Annotated in this window: 14 protein-coding genes; 3 read left to right on the top strand and 11 right to left on the bottom strand. The window is 70.1% G+C overall.

Annotated elements, in window-relative coordinates:
* Positions 1 to 36: 36 nt before the first annotated feature.
* A complete protein-coding gene (locus ACFVAE_RS14235; protein ID WP_378893359.1) occupies positions 37 to 663 on the bottom strand; it encodes a phosphoribosyltransferase in 627 nt (208 codons plus the stop codon).
* Positions 664 to 998: 335 nt separating this feature from the next.
* On the opposite strand from ACFVAE_RS14235, the gene ACFVAE_RS14230 reads away from it, so the two are divergent.
* Positions 999 to 2,042: an LLM class flavin-dependent oxidoreductase gene (locus ACFVAE_RS14230; protein ID WP_378893356.1), complete on the top strand. Its 1,044-nt coding sequence runs from the start codon at positions 999 to 1,001 to the stop codon at positions 2,040 to 2,042.
* 245 nt (positions 2,043 to 2,287) lie between these two features.
* Positions 2,288 to 3,214: a hypothetical protein gene (locus ACFVAE_RS14225; RefSeq protein ID WP_378893353.1), complete on the top strand. Its 927-nt coding sequence runs from the start codon at positions 2,288 to 2,290 to the stop codon at positions 3,212 to 3,214.
* Between the two features lie 312 nt (positions 3,215 to 3,526).
* Here ACFVAE_RS14225 and pheA read toward each other — a convergent pair whose 3' ends face one another.
* Entirely contained in the window at positions 3,527 to 4,468 is a 942-nt protein-coding gene (gene pheA, locus ACFVAE_RS14220; protein ID WP_378893350.1) for a prephenate dehydratase, read from the bottom strand.
* An 84-nt stretch (positions 4,469 to 4,552) separates the two neighbouring features.
* Between pheA and pgm the strand changes: the two genes are divergently transcribed.
* Positions 4,553 to 6,211 carry a phosphoglucomutase (alpha-D-glucose-1,6-bisphosphate-dependent) gene (gene pgm, locus ACFVAE_RS14215; RefSeq protein WP_378893347.1) on the top strand — a complete coding sequence of 553 codons (1,659 nt, stop codon included), beginning with the start codon at positions 4,553 to 4,555 and terminating at the stop codon, positions 6,209 to 6,211.
* Positions 6,212 to 6,403: 192 nt separating this feature from the next.
* Here the strand turns inward: pgm and ACFVAE_RS14210 are convergent, their stop codons facing one another.
* The 9 genes from ACFVAE_RS14210 to ACFVAE_RS14170 form a co-directional block, all read right to left on the bottom strand.
* Positions 6,404 to 7,189, bottom strand: coding sequence for an ABC transporter ATP-binding protein (locus ACFVAE_RS14210; protein ID WP_378893344.1), 786 nt, complete (start codon positions 7,187 to 7,189; stop codon positions 6,404 to 6,406).
* A gap of 28 nt (positions 7,190 to 7,217) precedes the next feature.
* Complete coding sequence (locus ACFVAE_RS14205) at positions 7,218 to 8,255, bottom strand: ABC transporter substrate-binding protein (protein WP_378893340.1); 1,038 nt, start codon at positions 8,253 to 8,255, stop codon at positions 7,218 to 7,220.
* Between the two features lie 43 nt (positions 8,256 to 8,298).
* Positions 8,299 to 9,168 carry an ABC transporter permease gene (locus ACFVAE_RS14200; protein WP_378893337.1) on the bottom strand — a complete coding sequence of 290 codons (870 nt, stop codon included), beginning with the start codon at positions 9,166 to 9,168 and terminating at the stop codon, positions 8,299 to 8,301.
* 81 nt (positions 9,169 to 9,249) lie between these two features.
* Positions 9,250 to 10,350: a glycerate kinase gene (locus ACFVAE_RS14195; protein ID WP_378893335.1), complete on the bottom strand. Its 1,101-nt coding sequence runs from the start codon at positions 10,348 to 10,350 to the stop codon at positions 9,250 to 9,252.
* Positions 10,347 to 11,375, bottom strand: a complete 1,029-nt coding sequence (locus tag ACFVAE_RS14190) for a LacI family DNA-binding transcriptional regulator (protein ID WP_378893332.1) — start codon at positions 11,373 to 11,375, stop codon at positions 10,347 to 10,349. Before ACFVAE_RS14190 ends, ACFVAE_RS14195 begins: the two co-directional genes overlap by 4 nt.
* Before the next feature lie 69 nt (positions 11,376 to 11,444).
* A complete protein-coding gene (locus tag ACFVAE_RS14185) occupies positions 11,445 to 12,200 on the bottom strand; it encodes a sugar phosphate isomerase/epimerase family protein (RefSeq protein ID WP_378893329.1) in 756 nt (251 codons plus the stop codon).
* Between the two features lie 113 nt (positions 12,201 to 12,313).
* The gene (locus ACFVAE_RS14180) at positions 12,314 to 13,177 is read right to left on the bottom strand and encodes a sugar phosphate isomerase/epimerase family protein (protein WP_378893326.1); all 864 of its coding nucleotides are present in this window, start codon (positions 13,175 to 13,177) and stop codon (positions 12,314 to 12,316) included.
* 118 nt (positions 13,178 to 13,295) lie between these two features.
* A complete protein-coding gene (locus tag ACFVAE_RS14175; protein WP_378893324.1) occupies positions 13,296 to 14,486 on the bottom strand; it encodes a dihydrodipicolinate synthase family protein in 1,191 nt (396 codons plus the stop codon).
* A complete protein-coding gene (locus tag ACFVAE_RS14170; protein ID WP_378893321.1) occupies positions 14,483 to 15,658 on the bottom strand; it encodes a Gfo/Idh/MocA family protein in 1,176 nt (391 codons plus the stop codon). Before ACFVAE_RS14170 ends, ACFVAE_RS14175 begins: the two co-directional genes overlap by 4 nt.
* Between the last annotated feature and the right edge of the window lie 3 nt (positions 15,659 to 15,661).

The raw sequence follows: 15,661 nt of genomic DNA, 5'->3' as shown, positions 1-15,661 counted from the left end.
TTTCAGGCTACGTGGGCCGGCCCCACGGACGAAGGATCAGTTCCGCGCGGCGCGCAGGAGCGCGATGACTTCGGCGTCCGCGGTCTGCCGGAAGTCGACGTAGTGCATCCCCACCGCCATGAACCCGGCCGGGGCGCTGAGGCAGACGATCTCGTCGGCGGGGATGCCGGCCAGCGCGTCGGGTGCGGCTACGGGGACGGCGAGGACGACGGATGCTGCGCCCCGCGCCCGCGCGATCGCGCAGCCCGCCCTGGCGGTGGCGCCCGTCGCGACGCCGTCGTCGACGACGATCGCGGTGCGGCCGTGAAGGTCCGTCGCCGGCCCGCCCTCACGGAAGAGGTCGACCCGGCGGGCGACCTCAGCGGACTCGCTCTCGATCTTCCCGGCGAGCGCCTTCTCGCCGATGTGGCGGCGAGCGTCGTCGTTCAGCACGTGCGCACCGCCCTCACCGACCGCGCCGATCGCGAACTCGGCGTGGCCCGGCGCACCGAGCTTGCGCACCACGAGCACATCGAGCGGCGCGCGCAGGATCTCGGCGACCACGGCGGCCACGGGCACCCCGCCGCGCGGGAGGCCCAGCACCACGGCATCAGGTCGCGGGCGCGCGGCCAGTCGCTCGCCGAGCATCCGCCCGGCCTCGCGTCGATCATGGAACCGCTCCATGGGTTCCGGCCTACGCCGCCCTGCGGGCACGGTCAACCCTTCTCCTGTTCCTCCTCCTGTTCCGGTCTCAACGGTTACGGGTCCGACCGCCCGAACCACCCGCAACCGTCGGGACCGGAAGAAGGGAAGAGTCGGCCCCGGCCTCGAACGGGCCCCGACACCTGGCGACCCGGCACCCCGACGCTGCCGCCCACGGGCCTCCCCTGTTCCGATCCCACTCATTGCGGGTGCGACCGGCCGCACGCCCACAATCGTGGAGACCGGAACAGGGATGCGCCGGAGGTGGGGGACGAGGCGTCGGAATGCGAGGGTCGGATGCCTGGTTGCACCCTGCGATGAGTACTCTCGCGCTTTCCGTCCTCGACCTCGTCCCGGTGCGCACCGGGCAGACCAGCGCCGAGGCGGTGGGAACCTCGCTTGCGCTCGCGCAGCGCGCCGACGAGCTCGGCTACCGGCGGTACTGGTTCGCCGAGCACCACAACATGCCGGCCGTGGCATCCACCACTCCCCCGGTGCTGATCGCCGCCGCGGTGTCCCGCACTCAACGGATTCGAGTCGGATCCGGCGGGGTGATGCTGCCCAACCACGCACCGCTCATCGTGGCCGAGCAGTTCGCCGCGCTGGAGGCGATCGCGCCGGGCCGCATCGACCTCGGCATCGGCCGCGCTCCGGGCAGTGACCCCGTGATCACGCAGCTGCTGCGGCAGTCCGGCACGGCCGGCGACGTGGAGCGGTTCCCGTCGCACGTGCAGGACATCGCCCTCATGCTGCAGAGCGACGGCGCGACCGTCCGGTTCACCAGCGGGGGCGAGTACGCCGTGCGGGCGACGCCTGCGGCATCCGGTGCCGCGCAGGTGTGGCTGCTCGGCTCGAGCGACTACTCGGCGCAGCTCGCGGCATCCCTCGGCCTGCCGTACGTGTTCGCGAACCACTTCTCCGGCCACGGCCTGCAGCGTGCGCTCGACCTGTACCGCAGCGGATTCAAGGCGTCGGAGTGGCTGGACGCGCCGCAGACCTTCCTCACCGCGAACGTCGTCGCCGCACCGACTGCGGAAGAGGCGGAGGCACGTGCGCTGCCGCAGCTGCGCGCGATGGCGCGCATCCGTTCCGGTCGTCAGCTGACGCCGCTCGAGACGGTGGAGCAGGCTCAGCAGGGTGTGCGGGATGGCGACGAGGTCGGTGTCCGGGAGCAGCTGGATGCGGTCGGCGCCGGATGGTTCATCGGCTCCGGTACCGACGTACGCGCGTCGTTGGATGCGTTCGCGGCCGAGCACGGCGTGGACGAGATCATGATCTCCCCCGTTGCCGGCTCGTTCGCCGCCGAGCCCGCGGATGCCACGCCGGGCCGCGTGCAGACGCTGGAGCTGCTCGCGGGCTGAGGCGGTCTTCGCTCGGAGATGGAAAACGCGGCTGCGGCGACGCCAGGGGTGCGTTCTGCATCCGCCCCGCCGATGCGCGGATGGAAAACGCAGCCATGGCCCCGGCGGGGATGCGGAATCCATCCGCCCCCGGCCGTGCCCCGATGCATGCCACTCGCCCCGCACGATCGTGGAGGAGGGATGAGTCTTCCACAGACCCGGGCGGACCGGAGCGATGTCCAGGCGACCGCGCTCACGATGGACCGATGCACCATCGCACAGCCCTCCCGGAGCGACTGGGGCCGGCCTTCAGCCTGACGGAAGCAGCCGAAGCCGGAGTCGGACGCGGGCGGCGGGACGCCAGAGATCTTCATCGTCCGTACCGCGGAGTTCGGTCGGCGATCGTTCCGGCGACCTTCGCCGAGCGCGTGGCGTGCTATCGGCCCCGGCTGAAACATCGTCAGCGATACGTCGGCCGTGCCGCGGCGCGTCTCTGGGGGCTGCCTTTCCCTCACAGCTGGAGTCCCGCCGAACCGCTGGAGATCGCCGTCCCACTGGATGCGACCCCGCCCAAGGTCGCCGGCGTCCAGGGACGACGCCTGGCCGAGCATCGCGCGACGACCTGGCGCGTCAGGGAGTCGACCGTCGTCGACCCCATCGCGGCTCTGTTCACCTGCGCCCACGAGCTGACGATGGACCAGGCTGTGATCATGATCGACGCGATCATCACCACCGCCGACAACTATCCCGGGCTCCTCTCCGGCAGGCCTCTGCTGACGCGTGAGGACATCGCCGCCCGCAGGGCCGCATGGGGTTTCTTCCGCGGATGCGCGATGATCGACGCCGCTCTGCACTTGGCACGCGAACGCGTAGAGTCGCCCAAGGAGACGGAGACCCGGCGACTCATCGCGCGAACCGGCCTCCCCGAGCCCGTCGTTCAGTACGAGATCCACGACCAGCGCCGACTGATCGGACGAGTCGATCTGGCGTACCCCGAACTCAAGATCGCGATCGAGTACGAAGGGGACGGCCATCGCATCGACAAGGCCCAGTGGCGTCGAGACATCCAGCGCCAGCGCGACCTCGAAGACCGAGGCTGGATCGTCATCCGCCTCACTCAGGACGATCTGGGCCCGGGCGCTCCAGCGCTGATCGCCCGTATCCGTCGGGCCGTCCTCTCACGCACCGTCTGAGCATCGCCCGACGGCGCCGGCCGCTCTATGGAGGCCGGCGACACGGATGGAAAGGGCGCCTGCCTGCACGCTGAGAGCTGCGAAAACCATCCGCAGGACGGCGGCACAGATGCATTCCGCAGCCGCAAGCTCCCTCACGCGTGCGAAAACCATCCGCGGGCGCGGGCGCGGGCCGGCGTCGCGGGCCCGGGCGGGCGTCGCGGGCCCGGGCGGGCGCGGGCGCGGGCGGGCGTCGCGGGCCCGGGCGGGCGCGGGCCCGGGCGGGCCCGGGCGGGCGCGGGCGCGGCCGGCGCCCCGGGCCCCCGGCCGGCGTCAGGCCTCCGGCTCGCCGCCGATCAGGCCACGCAGCCAGTCGCGCGCCTCGACGAAGACCTCGTCGGCGTAGCGCTCCGGGTACTGCACGATCTTCCGGTCGGCCCGCGGGTACGAACCGAGGAACACCACGCGCGGACTGAATCGACGGATGCCGAGCAGAGCATCCGCCATCCGCTCGTCGTAGACGTGGCCGTCGGCATCGAGCACGAAGCGGTACCGGCCGAGCTCGTCACCGATCGGACGGGACTGCAGCAGCGACAGGTTGATCCCCCGGGTGGAGAACTGCTCGAGCAGTTCGAGCAGGGCACCCGCGTGGTCCTCGGGCAGCTCCACGATGAGAGACGTCTTGTCGGCGCCGGTCGGCGGCGCCGGGGTGGTCGTGCGTGTGACCAGCACGAAGCGGGTCTGCGCGTTCGCGTTGTCGCCGATGTCCTCGGCCAGCACCTCGAGCTCGTGATGCTGCACGATGCCGGGAGCCGCAATCGCGGCCTGCGCGGGCAGGGATCCGTCGAGCATGCCGATGGCGGATGCCACATTGCTGGCCGCAGGCACATGCGAGTGCTTCGGCAGGTGCTCGCCCAGCCAGGCGTGGCACTGCGCGTAGGCGACGGGGTGGGCGGCGATCACCGAGACCTCGTCGAGCGTCGTTCCCGGCGCCGCGACCAGCACGAAGTTCACGTTCACCAGGTACTCGCCGACGATCCGCAGCCCGGGCTTCGTGGCAAGGGCATCAAGAGTCGTCGAGACACCGCCCTCGATCGAGTTCTCGATCGCGATCATCGCGGCGTGCGACGCCCCCGACAGCACGTCGCCGAGCGCCTCGCCGACGTTGTGCACCGGCTTCCATTGGTGCCCTCTCGCCTCGGGCACCTGATCGAGCGCCGCCTCGGTGAAGGTTCCAGCAGGGCCCAGGTAACTGTAGGTGCGGCGATCGGTCACCCGGCAAGCCTAGTCCCGGGCGCGTCGCGCTGAACCGTTCGTCACGAAGGTGCGTAACTCCCCGGTGCGGGGCAGACTATGCACATGAGCAGCCGAGCCGGCCTCCCTGCGGAGGAAAGCGACCTGATCGATGTCGACGAGCTCATCGCCGCCTACTACGATCGCCACCCCGACCCGAATGCGTCGGCCGAGCGGGTGGTCTTCGGCACCAGCGGGCATCGCGGCTCCGCGTTCACGTCGAGCTTCAACGAGGATCACATCCTCGCCACGACCCAGGCGATCGTCGACTACCGCAACGGTCAGGGCATCTCCGGCCCGCTGTTCCTCGGCCGTGACACGCATGCGCTCTCGCTGCCCGCCGAGCGCACCGCCATCGAGGTGCTGATCGGCAACGGCGTCGATGTGCGCGTCGATTCCCGCGAGTCGTGGGTGCCGACACCGGCTCTCAGCCACGCCATCCTCACCTACAACCGCGCCCTTCGTCAGGCTCAGGGCCCGGGAGAGCACCCCGGCCGTGCCGACGGCATCGTCGTGACCCCCTCGCACAACCCGCCGCGGGACGGCGGGTTCAAGTACAACCCGCCGAACGGCGGACCGGCCGACACGGATGCCACGAGCTGGATCGCCGACCGCGCCAACGAGCTCATCGCCGCCGGACTCGTCGGGGTGAAGCGCATCAAGCACGCCGACATCGACGACTCCACGATCGGCACCTACGACTTCCGCGACGCGTACGTGCGCGACCTGCCCTCGATCATCGACATCGAGGCGATCAGGCGCGCAGGCGTCCGCATCGGCGCAGATCCGCTGGGCGGAGCATCCGTCGAGTACTGGGCGCTCATCGCCGAGATGCACGGCCTGGACCTCACCGTCGTCAACCCCGAGGTCGACCCGACCTGGCGCTTCATGACGCTGGACTGGGACGAGAAGATCCGCATGGACCCGTCGTCGCCGAGCGCCATGGCCTCGCTGGTCGCCAAGAAGGCCGACTACGACGTGCTCACCGGGAATGACGCCGACGCCGACCGGCACGGCATCGTCACCCCGGATGCCGGGCTGATGAACCCCAACCACTACCTCGCGGTCGCGATCGACTACCTGTTCTCGCACCGCGAGCAGTGGCCGCGGGATGCCGCGATCGGCAAGACCCTGGTGTCGTCGATGATCATCGACCGTGTCGCCGAGTCGCTCGGCCGCCGGCTGCTCGAGGTTCCGGTGGGCTTCAAGTGGTTCGTCCCGGGTCTGCTCGACGGAACCGTCGCCTTCGGCGGTGAGGAGTCGGCCGGGGCGTCGTTCCTGCGCAAGGACGGCACGGTGTGGTCGACCGACAAGGACGGCATCCTGCTGTGCCTGCTGGCCGCCGAGATCATCGCGGTGACGGGCAAGAGCCCCTCGGAGCGCTACGCCGAGCTGGAGGCCGCGTTCGGGGCATCCGCCTATCAGCGCGTGGACGCTCCGGCGACGCCGGAGCAGAAGGCGGCGCTGGCGAAGCTGGCTCCGGAGGCGATCTCGGCGAGCACACTCGCGGGCGAGCCGATCACCGCGAAGCTGTCGCACGCGCCGGGCAACGGCGCAGCGATCGGCGGGCTGAAGGTGCAGACGGAGCACGCCTGGTTCGCCGCGCGCCCCTCCGGCACCGAGGACGTCTACAAGCTGTACGCCGAGAGCCTGCGCGGCCCCGAGCACCTCGCAGAGGTCCAGGCAGAGGCTCGGGCTGTGGTCAGCGCGGCGCTCGGAGGCTGACCCACCGGTCTCCCCGGCTCCTGAGCGAGGAGCGAAGCGACGAGACGAAGGGCGCGAGATCCGTCCTTCGTCTCGCTACCGCGCGGATCCTGAGCCGGCGCCTGAGGAACGCCTGCACGACGGCGGAACGCCTGCACGACCGGACCAGAGCATCCGTCGTGCAGGCGTTCCCTGTTCCTGCTTCCGTACCCGTCAGTCGCCTCCCGGCGAGCCGAGCAGTTCACGCACCCGGCTCGAGATGCGGTGGAACTCCGGGGTCTCGAGCACCTCGGCGTAGCCACGCTCGGCAGGCAGGTCGACGCGGTGCTCCTCGAGGATGCGCCCCGGCCTGGGGCTCATGACGATCACACGGCTGGCGAGGTAGACGGCCTCCGCCACCGAGTGCGTCACCAACAGCACGGTGGTGCCGGTGCGCGCCCAGATGCGGTTGAGCTCGACGTTCATCTTCTCGCGGGTGAGCGCGTCGAGAGCGCCGAAGGGCTCGTCCATGAGCAGCACTCGCGGTTCGTGCAGCAGCGCGCGGCACAGTGACACGCGCTGTTGCATCCCTCCGGAGAGCTCGAAGGGCATGGCCTTCTCGAATCCGGTGAGTCCCGTCATCTCGATGAGCTCGTCGGCCCTCGCGTTGGCCTTCTTCATGTCCATGCCGCGCATCTCCGCCTGCAGCAGGATGTTGCCGCGCACGTTGCGCCACTCCAGCAGAGCGGCACGCTGGAACACGAAGCCGATGTCCTGGCGGGGACCAGTGACCATCTCGCCGTTCAGGCGGATGCTGCCCGAGCTGGGCAGCGTGAGCCCCGCGACCGCCTTGAGCAGTGTCGACTTCCCGCAGCCCGAGGGCCCGGCGATGGTGATGAACTCGCCCTCGCCCACGGTGAGGTCGACGTCGCTCAGCGCCGACACCTGTCCGCGCTTCGAGGCGAACGTGATCGCGACGTCGTCGATCTCGAGGGCGGTCCTGGTCTGGGTCTGCGTCATCAGAGCATCTCCTTCTGCGGGCCGACGGTCACTTGCCGGGGGCGAAGGACGCGTCGAAGTAGGTGTCGACCTTGCCATCGCCGGAGATCAGCCCTGCCTCGGAGAGCACGTCGAGCGTGGCCTGCCAGTCCTCGGTGGCGTTCGCACCGGGTGCCTCGCCCTCGGTGTTCGCTGTGTGCAGCAGCTTGATCGTCTCGTTCCACTGGTCCAGCAGCACCTCCTCGGCCGGCATCTGCGGGTCCTTGCCGTCCATCGCCGCGACGGCCGCCTCGGGGTCCTTCTCGGCGGCGGCGAACGCCTCGCTCGTGGCGGCGACCATCTCCTTGACGAGATCCGGGTCGTTCTTCAGCGTCTCGTTGTTGGCGATCAGACCGTTGCTGAAGAAGTTCAGACCGGCATCCGAGTAGCGCAGGTACCGCATCTCCTTGCCGCTCTTCGCGGCGATGGTCGGTCCCTGGTCGTGCGCGAAGCCGATCAGTCCGTCGGTCTTGCCGGAGAGCACGGCGGCGATCTTGCCGGCCGGGTCGAGGTTCTGCTGCTTGACGTCGGACTCCTTGAGGCCGACCGCCTCGAGGTACATCGGGAAGGTGGTCGTCGGCGCGTCGCCTGCGGAGACCGCGATCGTCTTGCCCTTGAGGTCGGTGGGCTCCTCGATACCGGAGTCGGCGAACACCTGCACCGCCGACGGCGTGGTCTGCAGGAACACGCCGACGCTCTTGATCGGCACGCCCTTGTCGACGTTGGCGAGCACGGCGGGGGTGTCGGCCCAGCCGAAGTCGACCTGCTTCTGCCCGATGGCCTGCGCGGTCTTGGTCGAGCCCTGGCCGGCCTTGATCGTGAGGTTGATGCCGTGGTCCTTGAAGATGCCCTTCTCGACGCCGTAGTAGAACGGCGCGTGCTCGCCGTACGGGTACCAGTTGAGCATGAGCGTGACGTCGGTGGTCTTGCCGCCGTCGCCCGATCCGTCGGTGCTGCTCGGCGTGGACGACCCGCTGCATCCCGCGAGGGCGAGCACCGCTGCGGTGGCGAGCGCGAGGCCGCCGAGGATGGATGCTGACTTCTTCATCAGTTCTCCTTGCTGTTCTGTGTTCTTGGTGAGGGCAGGGGGTTCAGAGCCGCACAGTGGCGGCGCCGACATCGCGCTTGGACGCGTGCCAGGGGATGAGGAATCGCTCGGCGATCTGGATGATGCCGAACAGCAGGACGCCCATGAGCGACATGATGATGAGCGCGGCGAACAGCATCGCGGTGTCGAGGATGCCGTTCGCCTGCAGGATCACGTAGCCGAGGCCCTCGTTCGCGCCGACGAACTCGCCGACGACCGCACCGGTCACGGCCAGGGTCGCGGCGACCTTGAGACCGGAGAGCAGCTCCGGGAGGGCTGCGGGCAGTCGCACCTTGGTGAAGGTCTTGAACCGGCCGGCACCCATCGTCGAGGTGAGCTGCAGGATCTCGGGGTCGACGGTGCGCAGACCCGCGAGGCCCGAGATGACGACGGGGAAGAACGCCATCAGCACGGCGACCAGGATCTTCGGGCCCATGCCGAAGCCGAGCCAGACCACGAACAGCGGAGCGATCGCGATCTTCGGGATCACCTGCGCAAAAAGGATCACCGGGTAGAGGGTCTGCTCGAGGCCCCGCGAGTACACCATGACCACGGCGACGAAGAGTCCGACGACCACGGCGATCGCGAAGCCGACCAGCGTCTCGTAGGTGGTGACCCAGGTGTTCTGCAGCAGGTAGGCCGGGTTGTCGGCGAACGCCGCCCAGGTGTCGGCCGGCGAAGGGATGATGTACGGCTGCACCCAGCCGAGCGCGGTGACCGCCCACCACACGATGAGCACCGCGATCACGAACACGACGGGATGCCAGTTGCGCTGCCACCAGCGCACCAGGGCGTTCGGCTGGCTCGGCTGCTGGCTCACCGCGAGGGTCATGGTGGCGTTCTGCGTCGTCGTCGACATTCGGGTCCTCGACATCTTCGTCCGGGTATCAGGGAAAGCGTATTCCCATTGCTCGATACTAACACCTGACGGGGGGATGGCAACCCGGTCGGAGGGTCAGCGTTCGAATCGTGATGACAGTTGTGCGCCGGCGTTGCGCAGCCACCGCGCCGGGTCGCCGAGTGCGGCCTCGGAAGAGCCGGCGAGCTCCGTCAGAGACACGGCCGTCGAGAAGATCGACGCGTCCGCATCCGCGGTGATGCGCCCGGCGACCACGACGGCCGGCACGCCGGCATCCGCCGCGAGACCGGCGACGAAGGACGGCACCTTGCCATCGCCGGACTGGCCGTCGTAGGAGCCCTCCCCCGTGACCACGAGGTCGGCATCGGCGATCGCCTCGGCCAGGCCGATCAGGCGGGCGACCTCGGATGCTCCGGGCAGCAGTCTGGCACCCCAGGCCACGAGCGCACCGCCGACGCCGCCCGCTGCACCAGCGCCCGGCGTCGACGGATCCAGGCCGAGCAGCACCGCGAGCGCCGCGAGACCGGCATCCGTCCTCGCCCGATCCGCAGGATCGGTGAGGCCCTTCTGCGGGCCGAACACCTCGGCGGCCCCGCGGGGGCCGGTGAGCGGATTGGTCACGTCGGTGAGGACAAGCGTCTCGGGTGCCGAGCGCAGCCCGGTCAGGTCGGCGGTGGCGATCGCGAGCAGGCCGCGGGCGCCGGCCGGAACCTCGCTGCCTGCTGCATCGGCGAACCGTGCGCCCAGGGCTCGCAGCATCCCGGTACCACCGTCGGTCGAGGCGCTCGAGCCGATGCCGAGCACCAGGCGCGAGACGCCATGATCCAGAGCGGTGGCGATCGCCTGCCCGAAGCCGGTGGAGTCCGCGTCGAGGGGACGCAGCTCGGAGAGGAGCTCGATGCCCGAGGTCGAGGCCAGGTCGATCACAGCGGTGCCGTCCGGAGCATCCGCCGTCGGAGGCAGCAGCAGCCACGACGTGTCGACCGGCGCTCCAGCCGGACCGTCCACCGTCACCGGCATCCGCGCGGCTCCCGGCACCGCCGCCGCGAACGCGGCGACCGTGCCCTCTCCCCCATCCGCCATCGGCCGCATCACGAAGTCGGGGCCGTCACCCCAGCCCACGGCGAGAGCGGATGCCGCATCCGCGGCCGTGATCGTGCCTTTGAAGCTGTCCGGGGCGAGGACGATCCGCATCATGCGATTCCGGGAGTGCTTCCGCGCACGACGATCTCGAGTTCGAGCTCGGGCTGCTGCCACTCCGCGTCGACGGTCGCACGGAACGCCTGGTAGCCGAGCTCGCTCAGCGGCACCCGGACGGTCGTGAGCTGCGGCGTGACGTCACGGCTGACCGGCACGTCGTCGAAACCGCACATCGCGATGTCGGCGCCGACCGCGCGCCCGGCGTCGCGGATCGCGGTCATCGCACCGACCGCCACGACGTCGCTGAGCGCGAAGACCAGCGTGCCCGGCTCGACGCCGTCAGCCAGCGCGGCGGCCATGCACTCGGTGCCGGACTCGCGCTCGAAGCCCCCGCGGTAGGTGCGCTCCACGGCACCCCCGCCGGCTCCGAAACCCACCGAGAAGCCGTCGAGGCGATCGTCCGAGGTGCGCACGCCCTCGGCCGCACCGAGCAGGATCGCCCGGCGGTAGCCGCGCGCCGCCATCTCGCGGCCGAGCCGCTCGGCGCCGCCGCGGTTGTCGATCTGCACGCTGCGGTCGCCGCCCGGACCGAAAGTGACCGTGCGGGCGCCGAGTGCAGGGAACGCGGCGAGTTCGCCCGGCCCGTCCTGGTCGCCGCCCTCGGTGCGGGATGCCGCCAGGATCACGCCCTGCGGACGCTGCCCGCGCAGCGCGCGCAGGATGCGGGACTCGCGCTCGGGGTCGCGCTCGGTGATCGCGACGGTGACGACGAGTCCGTGCTCGTCCGCGCCGCGCGCGACACCAGAGGCGATCAGTCCGAAGTACGGGTCGGCGATGTCGGCGACGAGCAGGGCGATCACCGGAGAGGTGCCGCGCGCGATCGACTGTGCGGAGATGTTCGCGGTGTACCCGAGCTCGGCCGCGGCCTGTTCGACGCGCTCGCGGTACGACTCGGCGACCTTGCGCTCCGAGCCGTTCAGCACACGCGAAGCCGTCGCCAGCGAGACTCCCGCGGCCCGCGCGACGTCGTGCAGCGTGGGAGTCGAGGCGCGCCCCGCGCGCCGGGTCTCATCGGAGATCATGAGCAGAGCCTATCGATGGTGTTTCCCGCATCCGCTCGTCGCCTCGTGCCGCAATCCGCCCCGCGCCGATCATGCCGCGTCAGCGATCCAGCCGCGCAGCGTGGCGGCCTCGGCAGGCAGGATCGTCGGGTCGTCGTCGAGGACGAACTCCAGCAGCGCGTCGCGCGGCGGAACGGCCGCGGCCGATGCCGCCAAGAAGAACCCCCGCCACAGCGAGTCGCGCTCGTGCAGGCGCAGACGCTCGGCCTGCGGCCACCACGAGAAGACGTGCGCGGCGCTGACGCGATCCTCCAGGGCCGCGTAGTCCGCGAGCGCCGACTCGTCGGAGGCGGCGACGTTCGGCTGCCAGTAGGTGGCGAGATCCGGCACCTCGGTCAGCAGCCTCCGGGTCGTGACCGCCGTGTCGGTGAGGGTGCGCGAGTGGAACTCCAGAGCGAGGGTGATCCCCCGCGCGGATGCCCGCTCCGCGGCATCCTGCAGACGACCGACGATGAACGCCCAGTGCTCGGCGGACGCGTCGGCCGATCCGATCCCGCCCGCCCAGACGCGCACGCGGTCTGCCCCCAGCGCCGCTGCGCTGTCGAGCACGGGCTCGAGGTCGTCCTGCACGCCGGGACGGAAGTACGAGCCGTACGAGCAGACCGCGAGTCCGGCATCCGTCGTCGCACGTGCGACCTGTGCGGCGCGAGCTGTGTCGCCCGGCGGAACGTGCACGTCGCCGCCCCACTCGATCACCTCGAGCCCGGCCGCGGCGGATGCCGCGATCACCTCCTCGGCAGTGAGCTGCCGGAAGGTCACGGAGCACAGCCCTGGTCGCATGGTCATGGTTCCTATCCTTGCTCGGGTCCTGAGCGAGGAGCGCAGCAACGAGACGAAGGGCGCGAAGTCACGCACTTCGTCCCTTCGTCTCGCTGCGCTCGCTCAGGACGCGGGGCGTGTCATGGCAGGTGCGGCGAGACCGTCGCGGCGAAGGACTCAGCCGTGCGCGCGACGACCGTCTCCGGGGCATCCGCCCAGATGTCGGCGTTGAAGATCTCGACCTCGATGTCGCGGTCGTAGCCGGTCTCGACCACCGCACGGGTGAGCGAGGCGAAGTCGATCACGCCGTCGCCCATGTAGTGCCGCGAGAGCAGCACGTCGGCGGGCAGCGGAGTCTTCCAGTCGCACACCTGGTAGGTCGAGATGCGGCCCTCGCGGCCGGCACGCGCGATCTGCTCGTACACCTGCGGGTCCCACCAGATGTGGAAGGTGTCCACGGCGGCACCGACGACCTCGGGCGCGAAGTCCGCCGCGAGGTCCAGCGCCTGGCGGAGCGTCGAGACGACGCATCGGTCAGACCCGAACATCGGATGCAGCGGCTCGATCGCCAGCGTCACTCCGGCATCCTGCGCGTACGGCGCGAGCTCGGTGAGCGCGTCGTGCACGCGCGAGCGCGCGCCGACGAGGTCGCGCGACCCCTCCGGCAGTCCGCCCGCGACCAGCACGAGCACCGCTGTCGAGCCCTCAGCACCGGCCGCGGCGAGCGCGGCGGTCTCGTCGATCGCCCGGCGGTTGTCGTCGATGGATGCCCGGCGCTCAGGTCCCTCGGGCAGAGTGAAGAAACCGCCGCGGCAATGCGTCGAGAACCGCAGTCCCGAGTCGGCGAGCATCTTCACGGCGGTGTCCAGACCGACCTCGTTCACCGGCTCGCGCCAGAGCCCGATGGACTGCACTCCGGCATCCGTCGTGACCTTCAGCGCGGTCGCGAGGTCCGCGTACTTGATGGTGGCCTGGTTGATGGAGAGGCGCGGGTCGGCGCTCATGCGCGGGCCTCCTTCGTGAACCTCGGGTACGGATGCAGGGCGAGCGAGCGTTTGGCGAGGCGATCCTCGGTGTGTCGCCCTGCAACCGGAATTCGGCCCTGCAGGCGTGCCGGGGTCGTCATGAGAGGACCCCGTTCACTCGCAGCATGCCGTGCCAGCGCTCGCGTGCCAACTCAGGATTCTCCAGCGCCAGCGAGGCGTTGGCCAGCTCGACGATGCGCGACAGGTGCGGCAGGCTGCGCGCGGAGTGCAGGCCGCCGACCATCTGGAACGCGGGCTGGTGCCCGTTCAGCCACGCCAGGAACGCGACGCCGGTCTTGTAGTAGAAGGTCGGGGCGGCGAACACCTGTCGGCTGAGCTCCTCGGTCGGCCCGAGGATGCGCTCGTAGGCGGCGTGGTCGCCGGCATCCAGCGCCTGGATCGCGGCCGAGGCGACGGGTGTGATTGCGGCGAACGCGCCGAGCAGGGCATCGGAGTACCCCCGCTTCGTCTCGTCGCTGCGCTCCTCGCCCAGCGTCCGGGAGCCGATCAGCCCGACGTAGTTGAAGTCGTCGCCCGTGAACATGCGCACGTCCTCAGGCAGGCGCTCGCGCACCGAGATCTCCGACTCCGCGTTCAGCAGACTCATCTTCACGCCGGCGACCTTGCCCGGGTTCTCGGCGATGATGTCGAGCAGCACGCCCGAGGCGGTCTGCCAGTCGTCCGCGCCGAAGTATCCGGCGAGCTCGGGGTCGAACGCGGTGCCGAGCCAGTGCAGAACGACCGGGGTCGTCGCGCGCGACAGCACCGCCTGATAGACCCGGCGGTAGTCGTCGGCGGATGCCGCCGCCCGTGCCAGATGACGGGACGCCATCAGCACCGGGCCGGCGCCCTGCTCCTCGGTGAACTCCAGCTGCGAGATGTAGGCGTCGATCACCTGGTCGAGCGAGATGTGAGTCTCGTCGACGTGGTCGGTGTTGACACCGACGACGACCGAGCCGCCCTCCTCTCGGGCGACCTCGGCGCTGCGCGCGATGAGCTCGCGGGTGGCCGCGGCATCCAGACCCATGTTCCGCTGCGCGGTGTCCATGGCGTCGGCGACGCCGAGTCCCCAGGAGTACACGTTGCGTCGGAACGCCAGCGTGGCATCCCAGTCGATGTCGGCCGGCTGGCCCGGAGTGTTGTCGGCGTGTACCTTCGGCACGACGTGCGCAGCGGCGTAGGCGACCCGGCTGCGCAGCGGCGCGGTCGGACGCTGGTATCCGCCGGAGTCGTTCAGTGCGGCATCCGACAGTTCACCGGAGGCCGAGAGCAGGCGAAGCGAGGTCACAGCGACAGCTTCTCGATCGCGACCTTGCGGCCCTCGGCACTGGAGGCGAGGCCGGCCTCGGCGAACTGCACGCCGCGGGCGCCGGCCATCAGGTCGAACGGGTAGTCGGTGCCGAGCACGTAGGACTCCAGGTACTCCTCCCACTGCTGGCGGAACCCGTTCAGGAACACGTCGTTGGTGGGCACGCTCTGCCAGTCGGCGTCGTAGTCGTGGGTGTCCTCGAGGTCGGGATTCCAGACCGGCTTCGGAGTGGCGTTGCGGGGCTGGATCTTCGCACCGAACAGGCCCACCACGGCCGACCCGTGCGTGCCGTCGACCTGGAACTCGACCAACTCGTCGCGGTTCACACGCACGGTCCAGGAGGAGTTGATCTCGGCGACGATCCCGCCCTCGAGCTCGAAGATGCCGTAGGCCGCGTCCTCGGCGGTGGCGGTGTAGTGCTCGCCCTTCTCATCCCAGCGATCCGCGATGTGCACAGCGGCCTGCGCGTAGACGCTCTTGACCTCGCCGAACAGGTTCTCCAGCACGTAGTTCCAGTGCGGGAACATGTCGGTGATGATGCCGCCGCCGTCCTCGGTGCGGTAGTTCCAGCTCGGGCGCTGCGCAGGCTGCCAGTCGCCCTCGAACACCCAGTAGCCGAACTCGCCGCGCACCGAGAGGATGCGGCCGAAGAAGCCCGAGTCGATCAGGCGCTTCAGCTTCTGCAGGCCGGGCAGGTAGAGCTTGTCGTGCACGACGCCGGTCTTCACCCCGGCCTCGTCAGCCAGGCGGGCCAGCTCGACTGCCTCGTCGAGCGACTCGGCGGTGGGCTTCTCGGTGTAGATCGCCTTGCCGGCGGCGATCGCCTTGCGGATCGCGGTGGCACGGGCCTTGGTGACGAGGAAGTCGGCGTAGATCTCCCACTTCGGGTCGGCGAGCGCTGCGTCGAGGTCGGTGGTGTAGTCCTCGATGCCGTGCTTCGCGGCGAGCTCGGCGAGCTTTGCCTCGCTGCGTCCGACGAGGATCGGCTTGACGGTCACCTTCGTGCCGTCGGCGAGCTCGATGCCGCCCTGGTCGCGGATCGCGAGGATCGAGCGCACCAGGTGCTGCCGGTAGCCCATGCGTCCGGAGACGCCGTTCATGATGATGCCGATCTCGCGAGTCGCCATGGTGGTCCGTTCTGTCGAAGTCATGCG

Source organism: Microbacterium sp. NPDC057659 (assembly GCF_042799915.1).
Classification (GTDB): domain Bacteria; phylum Actinomycetota; class Actinomycetes; order Actinomycetales; family Microbacteriaceae; genus Microbacterium.
This window is presented reverse-complemented; position numbering and strand designations above follow the sequence as displayed.